The 22,795-nt window shown below is 49.1% G+C and carries 20 protein-coding genes, 1 tRNA gene and 2 rRNA genes; 7 read left to right on the plus strand and 16 right to left on the minus strand.

What is annotated here, in order from left to right:
• Positions 1–52 precede the first annotated feature (52 nt).
• The 10 genes from MPET_RS11855 to MPET_RS11900 all read right to left on the minus strand — a co-directional run bounded on the left by MPET_RS11855 (position 53) and on the right by MPET_RS11900 (position 9,932).
• A 23S ribosomal RNA gene (locus MPET_RS11855) occupies positions 53–2,973 on the minus strand.
• A gap of 146 nt (positions 2,974–3,119) precedes the next feature.
• Positions 3,120–3,192, minus strand: a tRNA-Ala gene (locus MPET_RS11860).
• A gap of 75 nt (positions 3,193–3,267) precedes the next feature.
• A 16S ribosomal RNA gene (locus tag MPET_RS11865) occupies positions 3,268–4,735 on the minus strand.
• The 16S and 23S rRNA genes sit together here with 1 tRNA gene alongside, the layout of an rRNA operon.
• Before the next feature lie 474 nt (positions 4,736–5,209).
• The gene (hisE, locus tag MPET_RS11870; protein ID WP_013330277.1) at positions 5,210–5,503 is read right to left on the minus strand and encodes a phosphoribosyl-ATP diphosphatase; all 294 of its coding nucleotides are present in this window, start codon (positions 5,501–5,503) and stop codon (positions 5,210–5,212) included.
• An 11-nt stretch (positions 5,504–5,514) separates the two neighbouring features.
• Positions 5,515–5,946, minus strand: coding sequence for a NusA-like transcription termination signal-binding factor (locus tag MPET_RS11875; RefSeq protein WP_013330278.1), 432 nt, complete (start codon positions 5,944–5,946; stop codon positions 5,515–5,517).
• Between the two features lie 52 nt (positions 5,947–5,998).
• Positions 5,999–6,676: an MBL fold metallo-hydrolase gene (locus tag MPET_RS11880; protein WP_013330279.1), complete on the minus strand. Its 678-nt coding sequence runs from the start codon at positions 6,674–6,676 to the stop codon at positions 5,999–6,001.
• A 9-nt stretch (positions 6,677–6,685) separates the two neighbouring features.
• Positions 6,686–7,087 (minus strand): Hsp20/alpha crystallin family protein, encoded by a 402-nt coding sequence (locus MPET_RS11885; RefSeq protein WP_013330280.1) that lies wholly within the window; start codon positions 7,085–7,087, stop codon positions 6,686–6,688.
• A complete protein-coding gene (locus MPET_RS11890) occupies positions 7,077–7,706 on the minus strand; it encodes an ArsR/SmtB family transcription factor (RefSeq protein ID WP_013330281.1) in 630 nt (209 codons plus the stop codon). The genes MPET_RS11885 and MPET_RS11890 overlap by 11 nt, the downstream gene beginning before the upstream one ends.
• 37 nt (positions 7,707–7,743) lie before the next feature.
• Positions 7,744–9,234: an IMP dehydrogenase gene (gene guaB, locus MPET_RS11895; protein WP_013330282.1), complete on the minus strand. Its 1,491-nt coding sequence runs from the start codon at positions 9,232–9,234 to the stop codon at positions 7,744–7,746.
• Between the two features lie 11 nt (positions 9,235–9,245).
• Positions 9,246–9,932 (minus strand): (5-formylfuran-3-yl)methyl phosphate synthase, encoded by a 687-nt coding sequence (locus tag MPET_RS11900; protein ID WP_013330283.1) that lies wholly within the window; start codon positions 9,930–9,932, stop codon positions 9,246–9,248.
• Positions 9,933–10,102: 170 nt separating this feature from the next.
• Here MPET_RS11900 and MPET_RS11905 point away from each other — a divergent pair, with 170 nt between their 5' ends.
• Both MPET_RS11905 and tmk read left to right on the plus strand, forming a co-directional pair.
• Positions 10,103–10,774 carry a HisA/HisF-related TIM barrel protein gene (locus MPET_RS11905; RefSeq protein ID WP_013330284.1) on the plus strand — a complete coding sequence of 224 codons (672 nt, stop codon included), beginning with the start codon at positions 10,103–10,105 and terminating at the stop codon, positions 10,772–10,774.
• 4 nt (positions 10,775–10,778) lie between these two features.
• Positions 10,779–11,399: a dTMP kinase gene (gene tmk, locus MPET_RS11910; RefSeq protein WP_013330285.1), complete on the plus strand. Its 621-nt coding sequence runs from the start codon at positions 10,779–10,781 to the stop codon at positions 11,397–11,399.
• Between the two features lie 22 nt (positions 11,400–11,421).
• On the opposite strand, the gene MPET_RS11915 is transcribed toward tmk, so the two are convergent.
• A complete protein-coding gene (locus MPET_RS11915) occupies positions 11,422–14,019 on the minus strand; it encodes a valine--tRNA ligase (RefSeq protein WP_013330286.1) in 2,598 nt (865 codons plus the stop codon).
• Positions 14,020–14,198: 179 nt separating this feature from the next.
• On the opposite strand from MPET_RS11915, the gene MPET_RS11920 reads away from it, so the two are divergent.
• The gene (locus MPET_RS11920) at positions 14,199–15,389 is read left to right on the plus strand and encodes a TIGR00297 family protein (RefSeq protein WP_048130847.1); all 1,191 of its coding nucleotides are present in this window, start codon (positions 14,199–14,201) and stop codon (positions 15,387–15,389) included.
• A 23-nt stretch (positions 15,390–15,412) separates the two neighbouring features.
• On the opposite strand, the gene MPET_RS11925 is transcribed toward MPET_RS11920, so the two are convergent.
• Together MPET_RS11925 and MPET_RS11930 are read right to left on the minus strand one after the other, a co-directional pair.
• The gene (locus MPET_RS11925; RefSeq protein WP_013330288.1) at positions 15,413–16,279 is read right to left on the minus strand and encodes a DUF7847 domain-containing protein; all 867 of its coding nucleotides are present in this window, start codon (positions 16,277–16,279) and stop codon (positions 15,413–15,415) included.
• Between the two features lie 2 nt (positions 16,280–16,281).
• A complete protein-coding gene (locus MPET_RS11930; protein WP_013330289.1) occupies positions 16,282–16,872 on the minus strand; it encodes a pyruvate kinase alpha/beta domain-containing protein in 591 nt (196 codons plus the stop codon).
• A gap of 122 nt (positions 16,873–16,994) precedes the next feature.
• On the opposite strand from MPET_RS11930, the gene MPET_RS11935 reads away from it, so the two are divergent.
• From MPET_RS11935 to MPET_RS11950, 4 genes are all read left to right on the plus strand, one after another.
• Positions 16,995–18,167 (plus strand): redox-regulated ATPase YchF, encoded by a 1,173-nt coding sequence (locus MPET_RS11935; protein WP_013330290.1) that lies wholly within the window; start codon positions 16,995–16,997, stop codon positions 18,165–18,167.
• A 69-nt stretch (positions 18,168–18,236) separates the two neighbouring features.
• The gene (locus MPET_RS11940) at positions 18,237–19,079 is read left to right on the plus strand and encodes a 4Fe-4S dicluster domain-containing protein (protein WP_013330291.1); all 843 of its coding nucleotides are present in this window, start codon (positions 18,237–18,239) and stop codon (positions 19,077–19,079) included.
• Positions 19,080–19,161: 82 nt separating this feature from the next.
• Positions 19,162–19,482 (plus strand): hypothetical protein, encoded by a 321-nt coding sequence (locus MPET_RS11945; protein ID WP_013330292.1) that lies wholly within the window; start codon positions 19,162–19,164, stop codon positions 19,480–19,482.
• 161 nt (positions 19,483–19,643) lie between these two features.
• Positions 19,644–20,129, plus strand: a complete 486-nt coding sequence (locus MPET_RS11950) for a GNAT family N-acetyltransferase (RefSeq protein WP_013330293.1) — start codon at positions 19,644–19,646, stop codon at positions 20,127–20,129.
• A gap of 27 nt (positions 20,130–20,156) precedes the next feature.
• Here the strand turns inward: MPET_RS11950 and MPET_RS11955 are convergent, their stop codons facing one another.
• From MPET_RS11955 to larB, 3 genes are read right to left on the minus strand one after another with little or no spacing between them, the layout of a single operon-like run.
• Entirely contained in the window at positions 20,157–21,464 is a 1,308-nt protein-coding gene (locus tag MPET_RS11955; RefSeq protein WP_013330294.1) for a hypothetical protein, read from the minus strand.
• Between the two features lie 8 nt (positions 21,465–21,472).
• The gene (locus MPET_RS11960) at positions 21,473–21,979 is read right to left on the minus strand and encodes a nicotinamide-nucleotide adenylyltransferase (RefSeq protein ID WP_048131137.1); all 507 of its coding nucleotides are present in this window, start codon (positions 21,977–21,979) and stop codon (positions 21,473–21,475) included.
• A complete protein-coding gene (larB, locus tag MPET_RS11965) occupies positions 21,975–22,760 on the minus strand; it encodes a nickel pincer cofactor biosynthesis protein LarB (protein WP_013330296.1) in 786 nt (261 codons plus the stop codon). The genes MPET_RS11960 and larB overlap by 5 nt, the downstream gene beginning before the upstream one ends.
• Between the last annotated feature and the right edge of the window lie 35 nt (positions 22,761–22,795).

The following is a 22,795-nucleotide window of genomic DNA, read 5'->3' on the forward strand; positions in this document are numbered from 1 at the left end:
CTGTATAGTGTGTGCACAGAAGGATTTCGTCTGGATTTCAGCGGTATAGCCAATTGCTGAATTATCGGGCGTTAGTGCTTGTGGACTGAACACGTCGTTGCCTTCGTGCGTACATCCCAAGTCTATCAAACGAGTCTTTTACTCGTGCCCTATAACGGAGTCTCTTTTCAGGTCAGGCTTCAAGCTTAGATGCTTTCAGTCTTTTATCCCGTAGCGCGTAGCCACCCGGCATTGCCCTGTCGGACAACCGGTCTACCAGTGGCGCCGACGGAAAGTTCCTCTCGTACTATTTCCGTCTTACCTTCAGACTCCCAACACTCCATATAGATAGTAACCGACCTGTCTCACGACGGTCTAAACCCAGCTCACGATCCCCTTTAATAGGCGAACAACCTCACCCTTGGCTGCTGCTGCACAGCCAGGATGGAAAGAACCGACATCGAGGTAGCAAGCCGCCGGGTCGATATGTGCTCTTGCCGGCGACGACTCTGTTATCCCCGGGGTAGCTTTTCTGTCGTCAATGGCACTCATCAAAAGCGCTCATTGGTTCGTTAGACCCGAGTTTCCTCTCGCAGACACTTACTGTTCGTGTCAGCGTCAGGCCAACTTTTGCTCTTGACACTCTCCTGTGAGTTTCTGACTCACATGAGTTGACCTTGGGGCACCCTTGATACCTTTTCGAGGGTGTGGCGCCCCACCCAAACTGCCTACCTACCGGTGTCCTCTAAGCGAGTTAGTGTTACAATAAACCTAGGATGGTGTCTCAGATTGCGACTCCCCGTTCCCCACGAGGAACGGATCGACATCTCCCATCTACTCTGCGCAAGGAATACCGTAACACAACGACAGGCTGCAGTAAAGCTCCACGGGGTCTTCACTTCCCATATGGAGTCCCTAGCCTCTGCACTAGGATAAAATGTTCAACGGACTTGTGTTTGGGACAGTAGGACTCTCGTTAATCCATTCATGCAAGTCGCCAATTAAGCGACAAGGTACTACGCTACCTTAAGAGGGTCATAGTTACCCCCGCCGTTTACAGGTCCTTCGTCCGGTTGTACCCGGTGTTCAGATACCTGCACTGGGCAGGAATCACAGACTATACTAGTCGTTTCCGAGTTGCAGTCTGCTATGTTGTTATTAGACAGTCGGAGTCCCCTGGTCACTGCGACCTGCCCAATCGCTGGGCAGGCACCCCTTATTCCAAAGTTACGGGGCTATTTTGCCGAGTTCCCTAAACACAATTAAACCGACACGCCTTAGCCTACTCAGCTAGGGGCACCTGTGTCAGATCTCGGTACGGTCATCTTGTCCCCTTTTCACGGGCTCCAGGAATGCGCCTTAATTACTCATCACGATTTCACCTAATTCTCACCATTACGGTTCTCCAAAGGCTTATACGCTTAAACAGGGCGACTACCCTGCAAGGCATATCCCGAAGCGTCAGGATTATTGACAGATGGTACAGGAATATTAACCTGTTTCCCTTTCGCTATACTCGAGTTACGGTATAACTTAGGACCGACTAACCCTCGACTGACGAACATTGTCGAGGAAACCTAGCCCCTGCGGCGGTTAGGATTCTCACCTAACTAATGCTTCTACTAATGCCAGAATTCTCATTTCTACACGGTCCACAGGAACTTACATCCCTGCTTCCGCCCATGCAGAACGCCTCTCTACGCCATCATACATAGTATGGTCCGTGGTATCTGTGGTAGGTTTCAGCCCCGTCCATTTTCTGCGCCCTAAATCTCGACTGGTAAGCTGTTACGCACTTTTTAAAGGATAGCTGCTTCTAAGCTCACCTTCCAGTTGTCTTTGACCTAGGACCTCATTTAGTGTTTACACTTAACCTACACTGAGGGACATTAACCACGGGCTGGGTTGTCTCCCTTACGCACTACAAGCTTACCCCGCAGTGCGGACTTCCGAGCTTCTACGACGATAGGGAATTTGGAGTTTGACAGCAGGGTGAGGGATTTCTCCCCCAACTCCCACAATCAGTGCTCTACCTCACTATCTATCTCCACTCAGGTCATGCTACGGCATGTTTCGAGAGGAACCAGCGGATGCCCAGTTCGATTGGCCTTTCACCCCTATACGCAGGTCATACGAATGATTTGCATATCAAAACCGTTTCGGCCCTCCACGCAACTTTCGTCACCCTTCAGCCTGCCCACGCATAGATCACTGGGCTTCGGGTCTTACCCTTCCGACTCCACGCACTTTTAATACGTCGTCCCATAGAAAACTTACGGACTTGTCGCTTTCGCTTCGGCTTCCCATAACAGGTTAACCTCGCCGAAAGAGTAAACTCTCTGGCCCGTTCTTCAAAACGTAAGTTATGACGCTGGCAATGCATCCCATACTACAGCCTCGCGACTGATTCTTTCGATGCAAAGATCCTTTCACGCCATAACACACCATCGCCTGCCAGTTTCAGGCACTTATTCACCACCTTTCCAGGGTTACTTTTCAGCTTTCGCTCACGCTACTAATGCGCTATCGGTTTCGAGGAGTATTTAGTTTTGGAGGTTGATGACCCCCAAATTCACGCGAGAATGCCAACCCGCGCTACTCAGGACTCCACATATACACAGGATTCTTACATGTACGGGACTGTCACCCTCTCTGGTTTGACGTTCCAGAACAAATTCCATTTCAAATCATGTGCGAACAGTGGGCCTATAACACCACATCTCCCTTGCGGGATTCAGTTTGAACTCTGTCGCTTTCGATCGCCTTTACTTACGACATCTCGTTTGATTTCTCTTCCTCCCCCTACTGAGATGTTTCAATTCGGGGGGTTACCGATTGTTACCAATCGTAGTCAAAAGACTACAGGATGTCCCATTAGGGTATCTCCGGATCATAGAATCCTTGCGTCTTCCCGGAGCTTATCGCAGCTTGGCACGCCCTTCATCGGCACTCGAACCGAGCCATTCACTGACAGGCAGAACGTAATTCAGCATTATATCGGCTTAACCGCTAAAATCCATTTAACGTCCTTTGTGCACACCTATACACGGCTTCAAAGGGTCACGCGTCGCCATGACTCTCAGCCCTTCCCCGGTGACTCGCATCTCCGGGTGCATCGAAAACCGTTGTTCTTCAACGGATGGACTCAGGGGGATTTGAACCCCCGGCCTCGGCCTTGCAAAGGCCGCGCTCTTCCAGCTGAGCTATAAGCCCGCCTCGATTATTGCTTGCTGACACAAGTGATTTTACAGTCTGTTTAACAACCGCTACTTAAACCCTTATTTCGTTAGGAGGTGATCCAGCCGCAGATTCCCCTACGGCTACCTTGTTACGACTTAACCCCCCTTGCAAAACCTAGATTCGACTGCGGCAAAAACCACAGCCTCATCCAAACCTCACTCGGGTGGTTTGACGGGCGGTGTGTGCAAGGAGCAGGGACGCATTCACCGCGCTATTTTGAAACGCGATTACTACGGATTCCAGCTTCATGTGGGCGAGTTACAGCCCACAATCCGAACTTGGGACGGGTTTAGGAGATTGACTACACTTCTCAGTGTCGTTGCTCATTGTCCCGACCATTGTAGCCCGCGTGTAGCCCGGATAATTCGGGGCATGCTGACCTACCGTTGCCCATTCCTTCCTCCCCTTTAGCAGAGGCGGTCCCAACAGTGTCCCCATCATTCCGGAGAACATGCTGGCAACTGTTGGCGTGGGTCTCGCTCGTTGCCTGACTAAACAGGATGCTTCACAGTACGAACTGACGACGGCCATGCACCTCCTCTCAGCTGGTCAAACAGAGTCTTCAGCCCGGTTATCATTCCGCTGTCCTATCCGGTGAGCTTCCCGGCGTTGAGTCCAATTAAACCGCAGGCTCCACCCGTTGTGGTGCTCCCCCGCCAATTCCTTTAAGTTTCAGCCTTGCGACCGTACTTCCCAGGCGGCACGTTTCACGGTTTCCCTTCGGCACCCAGGTGACTCGTGGTCACCAGTACACCTAACGCGCATCGTTTACGGCTGGGACTACCCGGGTATCTAATCCGGTTCGCTCCCCCAGCTTTCGTTCCTCACTGTCGAAGCCGTCCTGGTAAGATGCCTTCGCCATCGGTGGTCCCTCGAGGATTACAGGATTTCACTCCTACCCCCGAAGTACCTCTTACCTCTTCCGGTTCCTAGACACTCAGTATCTCTTGGACGCCCGCCGGTTGAGCCGGCGGATTTCCCAAGAGACTTAAGAGTCCAGCTACGAACGCTTTAAGCCCAATAATAGTGGTCACCACTCGAGCCGCCGGTATTACCGCGGCGGCTGGCACCGGTCTTGCCCGGCCCTTTCTTCAGATGCTTTTTGCACACCTGGACAGCTCGCGTGTACGAGCACTCGGGGTTCCCTTATCACAGTTTCCTGCATTGTAAAGTTTTCGCGCCTGCTGCGCCCCGTAGGGCCTGGAATCGTGTCTCAGATTCCATCTCCGGGCTCTTGCTCCCACAACCCGTACCGATTACAGGCTTGTTGGGCCGTTACCCCAACAACTACCTAATCGGCCGCAGATCCATCCTAAGGCGCCGGAACTTTTGGCTAGGAAACATTCCAGTATCCCTAGCCTATGGAGTATTATCCCCAGTTTCCCGGGGTTATCCTCCACCTTAGGGCAGGTTATCCACGTGTTACTGAGCAGTCCGCCGAGGGTCTAAACCCTCTCGACTCGCATGGCTTAATCGAACCCCGATAGCAGTGACCTCTGGCAGGATCAACCAGAATTATTTTTTCAGTACTAAGCACACTATCGGTTATGTAACTTTTAAAGGAGATTAGCGGTTATTAAACAGATTTCCGCATCACTTGTGCCAACGTCAGAACCGATGCGCCCACTCGCGCACATCTCGGCTCCCCATCAAACAATCGCGGAAACAATATTAGAGTTCATGACATATAAACCATGTCTTTCTTGTTTCCGTAAGGCAACAGAACAAACATTTTTGTTCGATACTCTGTTATCCGTTAAAGCTATCTAGTGGTCGCGTTTCTCGAAAAGAGCTCTCAGAGCCCTTTTCTTACACACCACTTCAGCCTTACAATGTTATCAGTTGCAACATATAAAGGTGCTTGTTTCAGATCGAAAAAATGCTGAAATTCAGGGATCATAAACACAAAAAATTCAAAAAAATTGGAAAAAATCAGTTGAAACATGGTGAACGCGCAATCTGATAGATCACAAGAGGGAGACCGAAAGGATCACCTGCGGCGGTTTTCAAGCTCCGACATTACATCAGACAGATCGACATCCGCAGCACGCAGCGCGAGAAGCGTATGGAAGATCAGGTCCGCAGCCTCGCCCACCTTGGCATTGTAATCGCTGTTTTTCACCGCAATAATAAACTCGGTAGCTTCCTCGCCGACCTTCTCCAGCGACTTGTCGATGCCTTTCCTGTGATTCAGTATATCAACGACATAGCTTTTTTCTGGAGGGTTCTCGGCACGATCACAGATTACGGACCATAATTCATCAATAACTTCAGAAGAACTCATCATACACCTCTTCAATTCAATATGATATCTCCGACTTCATCTCCAAAATACCTGAGCACGAGCAGTCTTGCCTTTTCGATATTACACCCGCCTTTTCCGATAGCCTTACCGAGATCAGTTTTGTTGTCGACATAAACAAGGATTTTTCCGGACTCGTCAGCTCTGCCTGATCCGGATATAGCAGCGGGCCTGAAGACGTTTTTTAAAAACTCTTCAAGACTTTCGCTCTCTTCAACCATCTCAACCCTTTTGCCGAGGATACGGTGCAGTTTTTTGATGTTCTCACCGTTTCTGCCTATGGCAAAACCCATATCCCCTTTTTTTATGATGTATATAACCCTGTCAAAGGAATCATCAATAACGCAGTCGAGTGCAGTGGATTTTGTTAAAATCCTCAGCTCTTCGATATATCGCCTTTCTTTGAAACCGATTACCCGCTGCATTAAAAAACCGGTTTATATATTAATAATTCCTTGATTAAATCAGTTGGCATAGTCAGATTCTGTGAATAAACCCCGCCCCGCTTCGAATAAATCTATCCCCAAACTCTCCGGCAATAGCCTCAATCGCCGTAGTACAATGCGAAGGTGATATGTAATCCAGCCCTTCAAGCGACCGGATATCAGCCTTGTCGACATCATGAAATCCGCCGATGACTCCGGTTACCGGACCCCTTTCTCTCACGCAATCAAGTATACAGGATATGTGCGGATGGGAGCACCCAGTTATCAGGAACAGACCTTTACCCGAATCAAGAACAAGAGACTGCTCGAATATGCTGGTGCCCGAAAAGACACTCTCTATCGGACCTGTCAAGAGAATCCCGGGCGACAGTTCATGCCAGCTCTCAGTCACAACGCATCCTGACCCCATTTCAAGCGCCGATATGGTCTCGACAGAAGTACCCCTGGGACAATAACAGATTATGTTTGGATTCTCATCAAGAACGGCCTTAATGCCCCCATTGTGATCCCAGTGATCGTGAGAAAGAACAAGATGTTTTACCTGATCAGCAGATATGCCCAGACGCTCCAGGTTGCAGAGAAGAATATCCCCTTTTGCACCCGTATCAAACAAAATCCCGGGCTCTTTAACGAAGCATGAATATCCAAAATCGGTTTTTATTTCATGATTATAAGGAATGTTGTTGTATATTTCAAATATCGTGTACATAAAAAATAGTTAGAGCTTTTCACATATTATATCAATAACACCGTTTTTGATATTTGAAAAGCTCTGGCCCGTATGTATAAGGCACGGGAGTTCTATAACCGCTTCTTTTCCGTCTATTGATATTTTAACGGTATCCGGCTGTATATCTATATCAGGGATAGCCTCGGTCTCCGGGGAAATCTCTGCCGTAATGTAGATCCTGTCATGGGATTCGATCATCTCATAGTCGATATCATCCGGCATCTCGGTCTCAAACTCGTCGAGAGGAATGAAACGCGGTTCACCGCCCTGGCCGGTAATGATAGTGCAGCCTACGAATCTGGTATTCTCGTCCAGCGACAGGTTGCTGAGAATATCCTCCATTACTTTGGCAAAATTCTTGAATAGATCGTCATTAGGTTCATTCGGCATAGATATCACACACTTTGTAATATTCACCTGTTCTCTTCACGATACCTTTCGCCGCAAGACCGTCAAGAACCCCTGAAAGTTCTGTCAGGTCGATTCCGGAGAATTCTTCGAGATCACCAAGAGTCATCTCGCAACTTGACAATGCAAGTACTAAATTGAACTCTGTCTCACTCGCTAATATGTCTTTGCCGGTAACTTTTAAATCACTTATTTTTCTGTCAATATCCCTCTCGATGTACTCGAGATCAGACAGAATACTGTCACGGGATTCAAGGAGTTTATTGGTCGCTGCGAGAAGGCTGAAGAACTCGTTTTTCTTATCTATTACAGCTATCTCTTCGGGCAAAAGCGCGGCAGGAATATTCTCCAGGTCTATTACCACCTTAAAATCCCTTGAGAGATAGTAATACTTCCTCCTCGACCGGTCGTTTTTCGAAAGAAGTATCTGCTCTCTCTCCATGAGCTGAAGATGCTCGATAACCGCCTTGGGGCTTATCATCAGCCGGTCGGAGATTTCAGTAACAAAACATGGTTTCTGCCTTAGAAGCTGTATTATTCTTCTCCGGTTCCTGTTCCCCAGAATATCCAGGAGGCGGGAGATATCGTCGCCTTCCAACATACCTTTACCTAAAGTTAGTAAAAAATAATATATAAAATTAGTTATCTTTCAGCCGGTAATTCGGAGCCTCATCCGTAATTAAAATATCATGAGGATGGCTCTCTATCTGGCCTGCCGCAGTTATCTTGATGAATTTCCCGTTTGCTTTCAGCGCAGGGATATCAGGTGATCCGGTATACCCCATTGCCGACTTAAGACCGCCTGTAAGCTGGTATATGACAGATTCCACTGAGCCCACATATGGGGTTGCGCCCTCTATTCCCTCGGGAACGAACTTGGTCTGTCCTATTCCTCTCGGCATATCCGGATCTTTCTTCTGGAAATAACGATCGCTGGACTGGCCACTCTCCATGACGCCAAGCGAACCCATCCCGCGGTATTGTTTGTAGCGGCGTCCCTTGATTGCAATGACTCTTCCGGGAGCCTCATCGGTTCCTGCAAGAAGGCTACCGAGCATTACACAGTCGGCACCTGCGGCGATCGCCTTTGCGATATCACCGCTGTAACGTATACCCCCGTCTGCGATAATAGGAACATCGTATTGTGATGCAACCTCGGCTACTGATGCAATCGCCGTAACCTGAGGGACACCCACACCGGCGACCACGCGTGTAGTACAGATCGAACCGGGCCCTATTCCTACCTTGAGACCGTCGACCGAACCGCCGAACTCTTCTGCCGCAGCGCTTGTAGCGATATTTCCTGCAACAACATCCGCGCTGACAGACTCCTTCATCTCTTTCACGGATTTTACTACATTCAGGTTATGACCGTGAGCACAGTCTGCAACAATTGCATCGGCGCCCGCCTCATCAAGCATGACCGCTCTTTTGAAGTCGAACGGACCTACCGCTGCTGCAACCCTTAACTTTCCGTCCTTGTCGCGATTCGCGGCAGGGTACTGGTTCTTTTCAAGGAGATCCTGCATCGTGATAATGCCGATCAGCGTTTTGGTCCCCTCGCTTACGACAGGAAGGCGCTCGACCTTGTTGTTGTACATAACCTCAAGAGCATCCTCGAGTTTGACGTCTTCATTCACTGTTATAGGGTTTGTAGTCATGACAGTCCGGATATTCTGATCGCCCTTTTTGGATGCGATCCACCTGAGATCGCGTCTGCTGACTATACCTATTATCTCGTCCCCTTCCATTACAGGGACCCCGCTGATGCTGTAGTTCTGCATCATACGGGCCGCATCGGAAACTGTCGCCTGTGAATTTACAGTCAAAACTTCGCGCTCGATTATATCGTCCGCCTGCTTGACGAGGGTCACCTGCTCAACCTCATCCTCGGCGGTCATATTCCTGTGAAGGACACCGAGGCACCCGGCTCTGGCGAGAGCGATTGCCATTCCCGACTCGGTAACCGTATCCATCGCCGAGGATACAAATGGGATTGTTAATTTTATGTTTCTTGAGAATTTCGAAGCGGGCTCTGTCTCGCTTGGTTCTACACCTGAAGCCGCAGGCACAAGCAGAACATCATCGAATGTAAATCCTGTTTCAATATCCAGTTTTTTCAGGTACATATTACCTCATTTCACCTTACCATTGCTATGGCTTTCTGCACTAATTCCTCACGTATGACTGCGCTTCGGTCTCCGCCGCATACCATACCTCTGACACCTATGATCTCCGGATTGATTCTCTTCAAAACATCCAGATCCTCGAATTTCAGTGAGCCTGCAAGGGCGGTCTTCAGCCCGAGCTTTCTGTTGGCCTCTGTAAATTCTGTAAGTGTCTTTTCGTCCAGGAAGTCAAAAAGTCTTTTTCCATCTTTAACAGCTGTATCGATCATCGCAACATCGGCGCCGGCCTTTGCGACAAGTTTGGTTATATCCATTGGAGATATAGTATCTATTCTCTCAAAATCGGCATATGCCGCGATGACAACAGTTTTTTCAGGATATTTCCATTTTACGGCCTTATTGACGCTCTCGATCATCTCGAAAGCCTCAGATTCGTCCTTCAACATAAGGCCGATTTTTATATAATCCGCTCCCGCGCTCGCTGCGCCGAACGCACCCTGGGCCGCTCCGCCGGGACGATATTCATAATCTCCTATAGCCGCGCTGACGGGTTTGTTCGTCAGATCTTTGATTGCTGAAATTACCCAGGGAAAATTTGCACCCAATGAACCCTCGGAGGGCTTTTTTACGTCAATAATATCTGCAGCCAGAGAAAGTTTCGCTTCTTCTACGCTGCTCGGACTGACCAATAAATCCATACAATATTTTATAATTCAATATAATTAGTGATTTTTATATGAACCAGTAAGGGTGGCAGACATACGGGAGCAAAACAGTAATGAAACACCCTGGCGACCGGACGGCAAACCAGAAATTAATGATTCCTAAAGTCGAGATCAGTTACTAAAAAGTTGATAAAAGGGATAATATGAAAATTCTGTTTGCAATGGATATACTGGACGGCGTTGTGGTTCACGGGTACAAAGGAAAAAGGTACCAGTATAAACCTCTGGACTGGGGGCTTGCTCATACCGTAATTCCGCATGAATACATTCGGGAACTGCGGATCAAATATCCATATCTGGCGGATCTCAACAGGATCGAGGGGAAGGGGAACAACGATAAGGCAATTTTTTCATGCAAAAATGAGGCTGAAACCATATACGTCAACAGGGGCGCACGCGGTCCTGAAGATGCATTAAAGGAGCCGGGGATCAAAAACGTCCTGAGTACTGAAACATACAGGGGAGATACTTCGGGCTACGGCAGTTTCGACCTGTTTAGTATTGTCGTAAAGGACGGAAAGGCCCTCCCTGGCGGAGAAGATCCGTCCAGAATTCTGAAAGAGAACTCTGACTTCGGCTTTGAAGCCTACAACATCCTGAACCTCTCAAGTGTCGGTGCGGAAGACAGCATGGGCGGACTTGATCTCGAATCACTGAGAGATGCCTGCGATTCGGAGTTGTTCTACGGAGGGGGAGTGACCGGAATGGACGACCTCTACAGGCTTAAGAATGCAGGCTTCGATGGGGTCATTATTGCAACTGCAGTCCATAAAGGAAATATTCCGCTTGAGATCGTGCAAAGAGGAGAGCTATAGAACTATGTTGATAACTATCGAAGGCATAGACGGAACAGGAAAATCTACCCTCGTAGAAAACCTGAAAGGCCTGCTGTCCGATCTCGATCCGGTCTTTACCAGGGAGCCGGGATCGACATGGATCGGTGAAGCGGTCAGGAGGGGTATCGCCGAGGGAATCGATCCCGTTGCAGAGGCCCTTTTATTTACCGCTGACCACGCCGCCCACCTTGAAACGGTGATCAGGCCCCAGCTTGAGGAAGGAAGGATCATCATCTCGGACAGGTACTCCGACTCGCGCTATGCATACCAGGCCTCGACACTTAAGGGAATCCTTCCCGACCCGATGAAATGGATGAAGAGCATTCACGAGGGATGGACTATAGTTCCCGAACTTACCTTCCTGCTTGTAATTCCTGTTGAGGATGCGGTTGAAAGGCTGAACAAAAACCGAACCCACCAGGAGCATTTCGAATGCGCGAGTACGCTTGAAGAGGTAAAGAACAACTACCTGGTACTTGCCGAAGAAGACCCCGAAAGATTCATCCTCGTCGACGCATCCCTGGACACGGATGAGATTGCGGAATTCGTTGCCGGCGAGATCAGGAAAAAGGCTGAATCAAAGAACAAATCAAAAAAGAGATAAAATTTTTATTTTTTTTCATTTCTTATTCTTTCTGCACTGTTATTATGACGTCTTCGGACGGCTGGAGAACATCGACTTCCTCGCCTGCAACCCTGTACGCGAAGACGGGCTCGAATGAACCGGGTATTACTGCGATCTCCTCCCCGTCGACCATAACCGAGCCGGGCGGGGTTATCTTCTGTTCGTCGGAGAGCGACCTGACAGCATCCATGTATCCTTTGGCCTTGTTCCTCAGGTTCGGGCCGATAAGCCCCATGTTAAACGATACACCGGATACGATCTTCTGAAGATCGGGCTTGTCAGATCTCCACTCTACATTTGCATTGAGGGTTGCCGACGCATCTCCGCCATCGTCAATCTGCAGGGGTGTATATACGGCAACATGGCCCAGCGGGGCGTTGAGTGCAAGACCTTCGTCATGCTTGTATCTCCTAATCTCGGAGACTATCTTTATGACAAGGTCTCCTTCTGCCTTTGCTTCGTCGTCCTTAAACCCGGACTCGACCCATGGCTGTGCGTGCACACTCTCTTTGCCGCCGGTCAGGTATGAGTAGCACTCCTCGGCAAAGAAAGGAGTCATGGGTGCAAGCATCCTGCAAAGCGCATCGAGGCATGTCCTCAGGACATAGAGTGCACTGCCTCTTCCTTCTTCACTGCCGTAGAGCCGGCCCTTTACAAGTTCGATGTAGTTGTCTGCAAAGACGTCGCGTGCAAACTCCCTGATGGCACGGATCGCCTGATCGAACTGGAAGCCTTCCATCGCCGCCGTGACCTCTTCGATCGATTCGGAGAGCCTGTGCATCATCCAGCGGTCTACGAGATATGTCGCCTCATTGTCCTCGGGATATCCCCTTTCAAGATGCATCAGGACGAAGCGGTTGATGTTCCACATCTTTGTCTGGAACCTCGACGCCGCGATTACGTCATTCCAGTTGAATACGATATCCTGACCGGTCGACGCTCCTGCCGCACTCCACTGGCGGAACGGGTCCGCACCGTATTTGACAAGGATCTCCTCGGGCGCGATTATATTGTTACGGCTCTTGGACATCTTGAAACCGTCATCACCGAGAACCATACCGTTTACAAGAATATTCTCCCACGGGTGGCTGCCGGTCAGCGCAACCGAACGGAGGATCGTGTAAAACGCCCATGTCCTTATGATGTCATGGCCCTGCGGTCGAATCTGTGCAGGGAAAAGTTTGGGAGTACCTGAACCGTCCCAGCCCGTGATGTTGAGGACTGATATGGATGAGTCCATCCATGTGTCCAGGACATCCTCTTCACCGTGAAACTCTGTCGAACCGCACTTTGGGCACGGTTTCTTCGGCTTGTCTACGGTCGGGTCGATCGGAAGGTCCTCTTCGTCCGGCAGAATTACTTCCCCGCATTTGCTGCAGAACCAGACAGGGATCGGGGTCGCGAATATTCTCTGCCTCGATATGCACCAGTCCCATTCCATCTGCGACGCCCAGTTCTCAAGGCGCATCTTCATGTGCTCTGGCGTCCAGTTGATCTGGTTTGCTGCATCGAGGATCTCCTCGTTGTGCACCTTGACGAACCACTGTCTCTCCGAGAGTATCTCGATCGGCGTCTTGCATCTCCAGCATGTTCCGACCCTCTGTTCGAGATCCTCCTGACGCTTCAGGATGCCAAGCGATTCCATATCAGAAAGGATCGCCTTCCTGCACTCTCCCGAAGACATTCCCTCGTATTTGCCTGCAACCGCGGTCATCTTTCCGCTGAGATCTATCGCCTTTCTGAGATCGAGGTTGTGCTGCTTCCACCAGTGGACATCCTGCTTATCGCCGAACGTACAGATCATGACGGCGCCGCTTCCGAACTTAGGGTCGACTGCCTCATCGGAGATTACCTTCACGTCATGGCCGAAGATCGGAACTTTGAGCGTCTTTCCCCTGATCCTGTCGTATCTCTTATCCTCAGGGTGGACTGCCACAGCGACACAGGCAGCAAGGAGCTCGGGCCTTGTCGTCGCGATCTCGACACCGTCGAAGTCGAAGAAGTTTAGCTTCGTCTTCCTGTCCTCGTAGGAGACCTCTGCGAATGCAATCGCGGTCTCGCAGCGGGTGCAGAAGTTGACCGGATGCTCGCTCTGGTATATGTCTCCCTTCTTATACATCCTGAGGAAAGAGAGCTGGGTCTTCCTGTAATATTTCGGGAGCATCGTGATGTATTCGTTGCTCCAGTCGTTGGAAAATCCACACCTGATCATCGTCTGGCGCATCTTCTCGATATTTTTGAGTGTCAGCTCCCTGCACATCTCGCGGAACTGCTGGCGCGGGACATCGTTTTTGGTGATCCCGTTTAACTCCTCTACCTTGACCTCCGTCGGAAGGCCATGGCAGTCCCAGCCCTGGGGAAACATGACATTGTAGCCCCTCATTCTCTTGTATCTGGCGATGAAGTCTATATAGCACCAGTTAAACGCATTTCCTATATGGAAATTTCCGGTAGGATAGGGAGGCGGCGTGTCGATTATGAACTGCGGTTTTTTGGATTCGGGGTCGAAATAATACGACTCCTTCTTCCATGTTTTGAGCCAGCGCTCCTCTACCTCGGCGGGTTCGTAATTTTTAGGTATCTCCTTTGGTGCAGACATTTCCTAAAAATTGGTTTTATTGCATCATATATTCTGCCATAAATTCTGGTGAAAGCATTCAGGGAAACGGTAAAACACGGTCGGCATTCACCCGGAAATAAATAAGATCGCACGAGGTACATCTAAAAAATAGTGAAGGGATTACTTTAACATCATTATTTCATATAATTTATAACAGAATGACATCACGCCCTGATATGATAATCGCGGCAGTACTCTGTATAGCAGGAGTCCTGATAGCCCCTTTTATCCAGCCTCCATGGCTGCTTGCATTAATTGCGATCCTTGTCAGCGGCATTTTTTACCTGATGAAGAATACCCACTACCCGGCAATAGGGATTAGCGTTGTCGCACTGTTCTATGGTCTGGGACTAGTATCCCTGATGGTATTCCTCGGAACTCTTGTAATTGTAATTCTCGGCGAAGCGGTGTTCAGGCTGGTCGAAAAGATCGAACTGAAATACCTCGTCAACATCATCATTTCGATGATCGCCGCACTCGGCGTTTATTTTTACCTGGGCTATGGGAATATTCTGGTCCCGATCACCGGTGTCATCGTTGCCCTGCTCCTCAAATCGGCTCTTAAAAAGAGGGAGGATGCGCTGATGATAGAGTGCTTCGGGACGGCTATGACGATGTATCTCTTCGAAGACATCAGTTTTTCCGTGGAGATTACCAGTCTCATCCTCGCCCTTGTCATATCCTTTGCATTCGGACTGACAGCATACAGGATGAAGGCGGCAGACAGGTCGGGCCTATTCAGCGGGGCACTGATGGGTCTTTTGATCATTGTCTTTTCCAACGTGACCTGGTTTTTGCTGATGCTGTCCTTCTTCATTCTCGGCACTGCATTCACGAAGTACAAATACGAGATCAAGAAACGCGAAGGAGTTGCCGAATCGCGTGGAGGAGTCAGGGGATTTACAAACGTATTTGCAAACGGACTTGTGGCCCTCTGCGGAGCCGTACTCTATGGCATATACGGTGATCTGGCATTCCTTGCACTATATGTAGGAAGCATCGCTGCCGCGACAGCCGATACAACCGCAAGCGAACTGGGGATGCTCGGGAAACAGCCGTTCCTGATTACCACCCTCCAGCCCGTGCCCAAGGGAACGGACGGAGGAGTCACGATTATGGGTGAAGTCCTTGCAATACTTGCCGCATTAATAATCGGAATAGTCGCCTTCGCCCTCAGGATCGGCCCGCCGGAGATCATTCCGGTTGCGGTGATCGCAGGGTTTGTAGGAACAAATGTCGACAGCCTCGTGGGCGCTACGCTTGAGAGGAAAAAGATCATAGGAAATTCAGGAACCAATATGTTCTGTACCATCGCCGGCGGAGTCGCCGGGATGCTTCTTCTCCATTAAATAATTAAAATAAAATCAGGGAATCAGGAATATTTGTACCATCTTCCCTTTTCGTCGTATTCGCCCATTCCTACGCCTTCTATACCGCCTGCACTGCCGATCTCAACAGGAACGGCATTGAGGAGGACATCCCTGTAAAATGCGGCCTTATATGGAAGCAGTACAAGGACCGAGACGAATATTCCGAGAGCATAAATGAAAGAGGTCATAAGAATTCCGTAATCACCGATAATTCCCATAAAAGCCTCAGGGTCAGTTGCAATCTGGTTGAGTTCGGTCTCGGTCATATCCACAAGCGGCAGAAGCTGATCAGTCAGCAGACCGGACCAGAGGATCATAAGGCCGAACCCGATTATTATCAGGAGAAGGAGGGCGACGGCATAAAAGGAAATTACCTCGGCCGTTTTAATCCCGTTCAGTTCCAGGCTCCTCTTTATTGATTCGAAGACCTTCTTATCCTCGAATATCGCGGCGGTATCATAGAAGAACGTAAGAAGGACGAAGGGTACGAACATTACGACTATTATAATAAACGGGAGCAGCTCCCCTCCGCCTGACATCAGGGGAACGAAGGCTAAAACGATTAGAATAACCGCAACCAAGAACAGCAGAACTCCGGGGATCAGCACCCTGAAATAACCCGAAGCTCCCATTTTCAGGTAGGAGCAGATCGAATAGTCGTCATTTTTCACACACCCGTATGTAGCTGCAAGAAAGAACGGGATTGCAAGGAGCCATATGAATCCTATTTTTTCGCTCAGGAAAGCACCTGATTCACCGAATGCAGAAGATATCTGCAAGTAGCCGAATATAGCGCATATGAGCGGCGCAACCCACAAACACGGGTTTCTGAGCAGTAGCAGGCCTGTTCTCAGGGATTTCATTCCCATGGTCAGCGGTTCCTCGGCATCGCCACGATTTCACGAACCTGAAGCGAGAAGTAATCTGCAGTATGGGCGGGTTTGATCACGCACACGGTATCGGCTCCGGTTGCGGTTCCTCCGACAGCGACAATCTCGGAATCGACCGGGACTTCGCCCTGGTCTGCAGCTATAAGGGTGCATTCGACGGCGACCTTGAGGCCGACTGCAACTGTTCTCCGGAGTGCCTCGGCAATTGCCTCAGTCCTCGAAGAGCCACCGAGTTTCTGCGATCTTGAGATCGCACGCTCAAGGCCTGAGAGCGCATGGGTTCCTTTTATTATCCTGACCCCTTTCGATTCGAGATCAGCCACTTTGTCTGCCGGGAATTCCCAGACGCCGGGTTTGCTGAACCCGACAACATGCGTCACTACGATCAGCTGAATTCCGGTATTCTTTATGGCTTCATAAAATATTTCGGCCGTCATTCCCCCCGAACTCGCGACGACTATCTTATCCAATCCGAGCTCCTTTGCCCGCTCAACTGCAAAGGCGGCACTGTCCCGGGTGTTTTCAGGACCAGGATTGTTGAAATAGTAGGTTGTTTTGGCTGAATAACTCATATTCGGATATATTTCAACTTATGAAATAATTTATTTTTGCACAGCAGGGCTTCGTAAGAGGGATCGATTGCAAACAAGATATTTATTCATCAGGAGTCCTCAATCTATTCAGGAGAATTACCATGGTCCGCCTTGCAATCGCAGGAAAACCTAACTGCGGAAAATCAACATTTTTTACAGCAAGCACGCTTGCCCCGGCAGAGATTGCCAATTATCCGTTCACAACTATCGATGCCAACCACGGTATCGCATATGCCAGAATAAACTGCCCGTGCAAAGAGCTTGGAATTGAGAACTGCCAGGCATGCAACGACGGCGTGAGGTTTATACAGATCGGCCTGATAGATGTTGCCGGACTTGTTCCCGACGCCCATAAGGGCAAGGGTCTTGGGAACAAATTCCTGGACAATCTCAGAGAAGCCGACGCGATACTTCATATAATCGACGCTTCGGGGGGAACAGACGAAGAGGGAAACCCGGTCGGAACGGGAACACACGACCCTATGATCGACATCGGCTTTGTCGAGACCGAGATGAAGATGTGGGTCACAGGGCTTTTGGAGAAAAACTGGCAAAAAATCCAGCGCTCCGCCCAGCAGAAGACGTTCTCAATCGAAGACGCGGTAACCGAACAGCTCGCCGGACTTGCGGTAACTTATGAAGACGTAGTCTCGGCCGAAAGGGAGAGCGGCGTCGATCTCAAAAAATGCACGCAGGAAGAACTCGTCGCATTCTGCGGGGAGCTCATCAGCTCTTCCAAACCGTTCCTTGTAATCGGAAACAAGATCGATCTCGCGCCGCCGGATATCGTTGAAAGTCTGAAAAACGAAGACATCTCCTTTGCAAGCGCAGCAAGCGAATTCGCCCTAAGAAAGGCTGCGGAAGGCAAATTTGTCGAATACCTCCCGGGAGACAAGGATTTCACGATAAACAACCCGGAAAAACTGAGCGATGCACAGAAGGCAGGCCTCGAGGCGATCCGCGGGATCATGAAAAAATTCAACGGAACCGGAGTACAGGAGGCAATAAACAAGGCCGTGTTCGAGCTGCTCGACCTGATCGTCGTATTTCCGGTTGAAGACGAGAACAAGTTCTGCGACGGCCAGGGCAGGGTTCTTCCCGATGCGTTCCTGATGAAGAGAGGTTCAACTCCCCACGAGATGGCCTTTCAGGTCCACACTGATATAGGAGAGGGATTCCTTTATGCCGTCGATGCCAGAACTAAGATGAGAATCAAGGAGAATCACGAATTAAAGAACGGCGACATAATAAAGATCGTGTCCACAAAAAAATAATTTAACTTTTCTTTAGAAAATTGCCTGCACAGGTGGAATATTATAAACCCGGCCACATAGAATTTTCAGATGAATAAGACCAAAATCCCGGGTGTTTTGAAGGAAAATAATAAGAAATACCGGACAATACGAATAAGAGCACTTTCAGGGTTTCTGAACGCGGAAGAGATAGACACGATCTCCATCGCGGCGAAGAAATACGGATCAGGGATCATATGCTTTACTTCTCGCCTGAACGTTGAGATCCCCTATGTTCCTTTTGACAAGGTCAAAGACGCCGTCACGGATCTTGAAGAGGCAGGTCTTGTCATCGGCGGAACAGGTGCATCGGTCAGGGCGGTTTTTGCATGCAAAGGAGTCTTCTGCCCGCACGGAAATCTGGACACAAGGGCAGCAGCCCTTCTGGTCGAAGAGAACTTCGGCGGCAGAAAACTCCCGGTAAAGTTCAAGACAGCAATTTCCGGTTGCCCTAACAACTGCGGCAGGGCGCAGCTCAATGATCTCGGCTTTATCGGGTTCAACACACCTGAAACAATTGTCGAACAGACATGTGACGGCTGCAATCTTTGCATCTCAACATGTAAAGAAGATGCAATATCCTTTGACGAACCTCAACTGAAGATATCGATCGACTACTCGCTCTGCATCTCCTGCGGCGACTGCATAAGGGCCTGCAAAAAGGGAAATATAATCTCAAAGGAAACCGGAGTCAGGGCATATATCGGCGGAAGGGCAGGACGGGAGATCAAAGAGGGAGTCAGATACGAAAAGGATCTCTCTCCCGATGAAATCGTCGGGTTTACAGGAAAGATCCTTGATTACATGGATTCAGAGTGCAGTGGTCATGAACGCCTCTGCACTCATCTGGAAAAAAACGGATTCGAAAAACTCTATGAGTATCTCGAAAGATAAATAATAATCCAAAACAGAACCCGGTTAATTTGACGGAAAAGCCAAAAACATTTTATATCGACAAGATGATTATTAGTTTACCATGGGCGGAGAGATCTTCCAGGCACAGGTCATAAAGAATTTCTTTGACTGCATCACCGGTACAGACAGGAATCTGACCCGGATTTACATGTGTGTAGTCAGCCTTGCCAAACTCAGGATGGAGCCGCCCGAAAAGTTTGCCGATCTGGTCGAGCAGATGAAGAAGAGCAAACAGAAAAGGGAATTATCAATCGATATTATAGATTATGTCTGTTCATGCGCAACGGAGATTGACCTGACTTCGGTCCAGACCGCATTCGGTGTCAAAGAAGTATCGGAGATGGCAGACACCTTCAACTCGATAAGCCTCGATTCACTATAATTACATAAACATTTTTTTCTACATTGAAACCCGCTAGCTAGGGCTTTAGAAAATTTACTTACAGGACGTTTTCCCGTCTATTTCATAACTCAGGGATTCTCACAAACTGGACGCGATATAAAATAAAAAGAAATAGTGTCATTTTCAAATATTTCATAACAATGTCTGGTAATGAGAATACAAATACAGAAAAGATCGCGATCAAAAAAGTAACACCGGAGAACTTTAACAAATTCATAGAACTCATCGAAAAACTCGCCGAATACGAGAAACTCACTCCACCCGATGACGATGCAAAAAAGCGCCTCAGGGAGGATGCATTATCTGAAAATCCGCGCTATGAGGCATACCTTGGTTTCATGAACGGGAATCCGGTCGGGTACATTACCATATATTACACCTATTCGACATTTCTTGCAAAACCCACGCTCTATCTGGAGGACATCTTCGTTCTCGATGAGTGCAGGAAGCAGGGGCTTGGAAAAGAATTGTTCGAATTCTGCCGGAATATTGCACGGACAAAAGAATGCGGCCGAATTGACTGGACGGTCCTCACGTGGAACGAGCCTTCGATCAGGTTTTATGAAAAACAGGGCGGAAAAAGGCAGGACTGGTTCCTTTACAGGCTCGAAGGCGACGAAATCTAAAAAATTAATATTTTTTAAATAGAAAAATCACGTCTCCCGGGCCAAATCCTTCCAGTCGCCTTCGATAAAGACATCTCGCCCTTCGATCTCAGATAATAGATCTTTCAGCTCTTCTATGATCGCCGGAATCGAATCCGCAAGAGATTCTTTCCTGGACCGGCCCGTATCCAGTTCATACCTGATCTTTTCCAGTTCAGATTCGATATCGCTCACTTTTTTATCGAGTCCGGATAACTTCTCATTAATGCCAAGCGCAGAAAGCCTCTTCTCTGCGGAATCGAGATCCGACATCGTCCCGGAATAAGCATCGCATATCTCACCAAGTTGGGAGATGAAGAGATTTGCGGATGAAAAAAGCTGGGCTTCATGCTTGGTTTTAATTATCGTTTCATTTTCAGAGATTGTTTCATTGATATACGGATAAAGCTCGCGGTAAAGCTCCGATGCATCCGCTGAATCCTTTTTCTCGCCGGAATGAAGAAGCATGACGAGATAATTCATCTTCTCCGAGATCTTTTTGTCTCCGTTCTTATCGGCGATGTAGGCGGTCTTCCGGAGAACATTGTCGCATGCAAGAAGGAGGCTGCCGTATCTCACGGAGACCTCGCTCTTCTCCTCCTTCAATGAATCAATCTCTTTCAGGATCGATTCGTATTCCAGGTAATCACCGGAGGAGAGAATACTTTTTTTCTCCGATTCAAGATCAACCCTGGTTTTATTCAGGGATTCTATCCTCCTCTCATATTTCACGGCATCCCCATCAATAGTCCTCAATTCGTTCGCGGCGGAGGATATCTTCTCATAATCTTCCCTTGCCTTATTGATCTTTTCCCTGAGTTCGACGGACGGTTTGAGATCCTTCGTCATCGTATTCAGAGCACGGCCGACTATATCAAGGGAGGATTTGAGATCCTTCATCTCTTCAGGAAATGTAGGGTGAAGGTACTTGCCCTGCCGCCTCATGTTGTTGGAGAACGATCTTATCAGCTCGACAAGCACGTTGTAAAGCTGATCGGGGTCTTCCGGGAGCTCTGTTGAGAGCGTCTTATTCATTGAAGTAATAAAGTTAGCCCTGGATTTCAGTGCGGTCTGCCTTACCTTCGGGTGCGGGTGGCTGAGTTCACTGATCTCTGTCTTTTCAAGATTCCGGATCTTCTCCTCAATCTCCTTAATCCCGGCAACTGCTGCCGACCGGGCATCCTTCGCCGCCGATTCAATCTTTGCGCCGGCATCCTTCGTCTCTCGATCGAGACAGCCGGGAACTTCATCGAACTGAAGATGTTTTTCTCCTCCTGCCTCTGTTTTCTTAAAAAATCGGTCGAAAAAACCTGCCATAAAACACCTCAGTCGGAACCCGATATCCGGGTCAGGCGCTCGACGCCGTTTATCTCTTCCACTACATCGACTACTGCCTTCGGAACAAGATCCTGCCAGTTTTCTCCCGCAAGCATCCTTCGCCGGATCTCAGTGCCGCTGTGACTCTGCCTCTCATACATATCGGGGGATTCCACGGATATGCCCTGTTCGGCAAAGAGCTGGACAACCAGAGGGTTGCTTGAAAAAACCCTTGAAAAGGGGGGGGATATCGACCTCACGTGAGCTACCCAGAGAGCGTTTCTCTGGATGTCCTCGATAGGAATTACATAAAACGGGCACGGGAGTTCATCAAGTGACTGGGTTATCATCATGATCCTTTCACCCGAGGTGAAAGGATTGCCCGGTTCGTGGCTGAGCTGTGCACTCCCTATTCCGATAATGATCTCGTCCACGTATTCGGATATTCTCTTCAGCACGGAGTGGTGACCGTTGTGGTACGGCTGAAACCTTCCGATGTAAAGGCCCCTGTCAATCTTCTTCATTGTTCTTCACCATATTCGCTATTCTTGCCGCAAACGCACCGGCTGTAAAACCCGAATCGATGTTTACGACGGTTATGACCGCACATGACTGGAGCATGCTTGCAAGTGCGGCCTCTCCTCTTCCCATGAATCCGTAGCCAACGCTTACGGGAACCCCGATTACAGGCTTGTCGACGAGTCCGGCGACAATCGTAGGAAGCGTACCTTCCCTTCCTGCGCAGACTACGTAGACGTTCGCGTCACTGACCTCTTTCAACGCAGGAAAGAGCCGGTGGATGCCTGCAGCACCTACATCATATGCGGTCTTAACTGTGCATCCCATCTCCTCGGCGATGACCTTCGCCTCCTCTGCGACACGTGCATCGGATGTTCCAGCTGCAATCACAGCCACGACGCCCCCGGTCTTTTCGGGCGCCGGACCTTCGCCGAGAATGATTATTCCGGCCACCCGATTGTAATCACAGGCAATTCCGGATTTCCTGCAGGATTCAATGATCGCTTCGGCCTGATCTTCGGATACTCTTGTTGCTATGCATCTCTCGCCCGAGCCTGCAATATGCATCAGTATCTCAATGAGGTGTCTGGTATCCTTGCCCTCGGCCAGGATTACTTCGGGCATACCGCAACGGATGTTTCTTCCGAGATCTATTCTTGCAAAATCCCCTATATTCTCTATCCTGAGGCCTGAGATCTGTTTTTCGGCATCGTCAAATGTTATATCACCTGCCCGGAACGATTCCAGGACATCTTTCAGGGATTTGTTCGATTTCATATTGGACAATTAGATATGGATGGGGGTTGAATAAT

Origin of the sequence: Methanolacinia petrolearia DSM 11571 (genome assembly GCF_000147875.1) — an archaeon.
Classification (GTDB): domain Archaea; phylum Halobacteriota; class Methanomicrobia; order Methanomicrobiales; family Methanomicrobiaceae; genus Methanolacinia; species Methanolacinia petrolearia.

What these genes read in the sequence shown, in the direction of transcription:
- MPET_RS11905 (WP_013330284.1), top strand. Translation starts at nt 10,103, where the DNA reads ATGAAAATTCTGTTTGCAATGGATATACTGGACGGCGTTGTGGTTCAC.
- MPET_RS11950 (WP_013330293.1), top strand. Translation starts at nt 19,644, where the DNA reads ATGTCTGGTAATGAGAATACAAATACAGAAAAGATCGCGATCAAAAAA.
- MPET_RS11940 (WP_013330291.1), top strand. Translation starts at nt 18,237, where the DNA reads ATGAATAAGACCAAAATCCCGGGTGTTTTGAAGGAAAATAATAAGAAA.
- tmk (WP_013330285.1), top strand. Translation starts at nt 10,779, where the DNA reads ATGTTGATAACTATCGAAGGCATAGACGGAACAGGAAAATCTACCCTC.
- MPET_RS11915 (WP_013330286.1), bottom strand. Translation starts at nt 14,019, where the DNA reads ATGTCTGCACCAAAGGAGATACCTAAAAATTACGAACCCGCCGAGGTA.
- MPET_RS11925 (WP_013330288.1), bottom strand. Translation starts at nt 16,279, where the DNA reads ATGGGAATGAAATCCCTGAGAACAGGCCTGCTACTGCTCAGAAACCCG.
- MPET_RS11900 (WP_013330283.1), bottom strand. Translation starts at nt 9,932, where the DNA reads ATGGATTTATTGGTCAGTCCGAGCAGCGTAGAAGAAGCGAAACTTTCT.
- larB (WP_013330296.1), bottom strand. Translation starts at nt 22,760, where the DNA reads ATGAAATCGAACAAATCCCTGAAAGATGTCCTGGAATCGTTCCGGGCA.
- MPET_RS11875 (WP_013330278.1), bottom strand. Translation starts at nt 5,946, where the DNA reads ATGCAGCGGGTAATCGGTTTCAAAGAAAGGCGATATATCGAAGAGCTG.
- MPET_RS11880 (WP_013330279.1), bottom strand. Translation starts at nt 6,676, where the DNA reads ATGTACACGATATTTGAAATATACAACAACATTCCTTATAATCATGAA.
- MPET_RS11945 (WP_013330292.1), top strand. Translation starts at nt 19,162, where the DNA reads ATGGGCGGAGAGATCTTCCAGGCACAGGTCATAAAGAATTTCTTTGAC.
- MPET_RS11930 (WP_013330289.1), bottom strand. Translation starts at nt 16,872, where the DNA reads ATGAGTTATTCAGCCAAAACAACCTACTATTTCAACAATCCTGGTCCT.
- MPET_RS11920 (WP_048130847.1), top strand. Translation starts at nt 14,199, where the DNA reads ATGACATCACGCCCTGATATGATAATCGCGGCAGTACTCTGTATAGCA.
- MPET_RS11935 (WP_013330290.1), top strand. Translation starts at nt 16,995, where the DNA reads ATGGTCCGCCTTGCAATCGCAGGAAAACCTAACTGCGGAAAATCAACA.
- hisE (WP_013330277.1), bottom strand. Translation starts at nt 5,503, where the DNA reads ATGAGTTCTTCTGAAGTTATTGATGAATTATGGTCCGTAATCTGTGAT.
- MPET_RS11890 (WP_013330281.1), bottom strand. Translation starts at nt 7,706, where the DNA reads ATGTTGGAAGGCGACGATATCTCCCGCCTCCTGGATATTCTGGGGAAC.
- MPET_RS11955 (WP_013330294.1), bottom strand. Translation starts at nt 21,464, where the DNA reads ATGGCAGGTTTTTTCGACCGATTTTTTAAGAAAACAGAGGCAGGAGGA.
- MPET_RS11885 (WP_013330280.1), bottom strand. Translation starts at nt 7,087, where the DNA reads ATGCCGAATGAACCTAATGACGATCTATTCAAGAATTTTGCCAAAGTA.
- guaB (WP_013330282.1), bottom strand. Translation starts at nt 9,234, where the DNA reads ATGTACCTGAAAAAACTGGATATTGAAACAGGATTTACATTCGATGAT.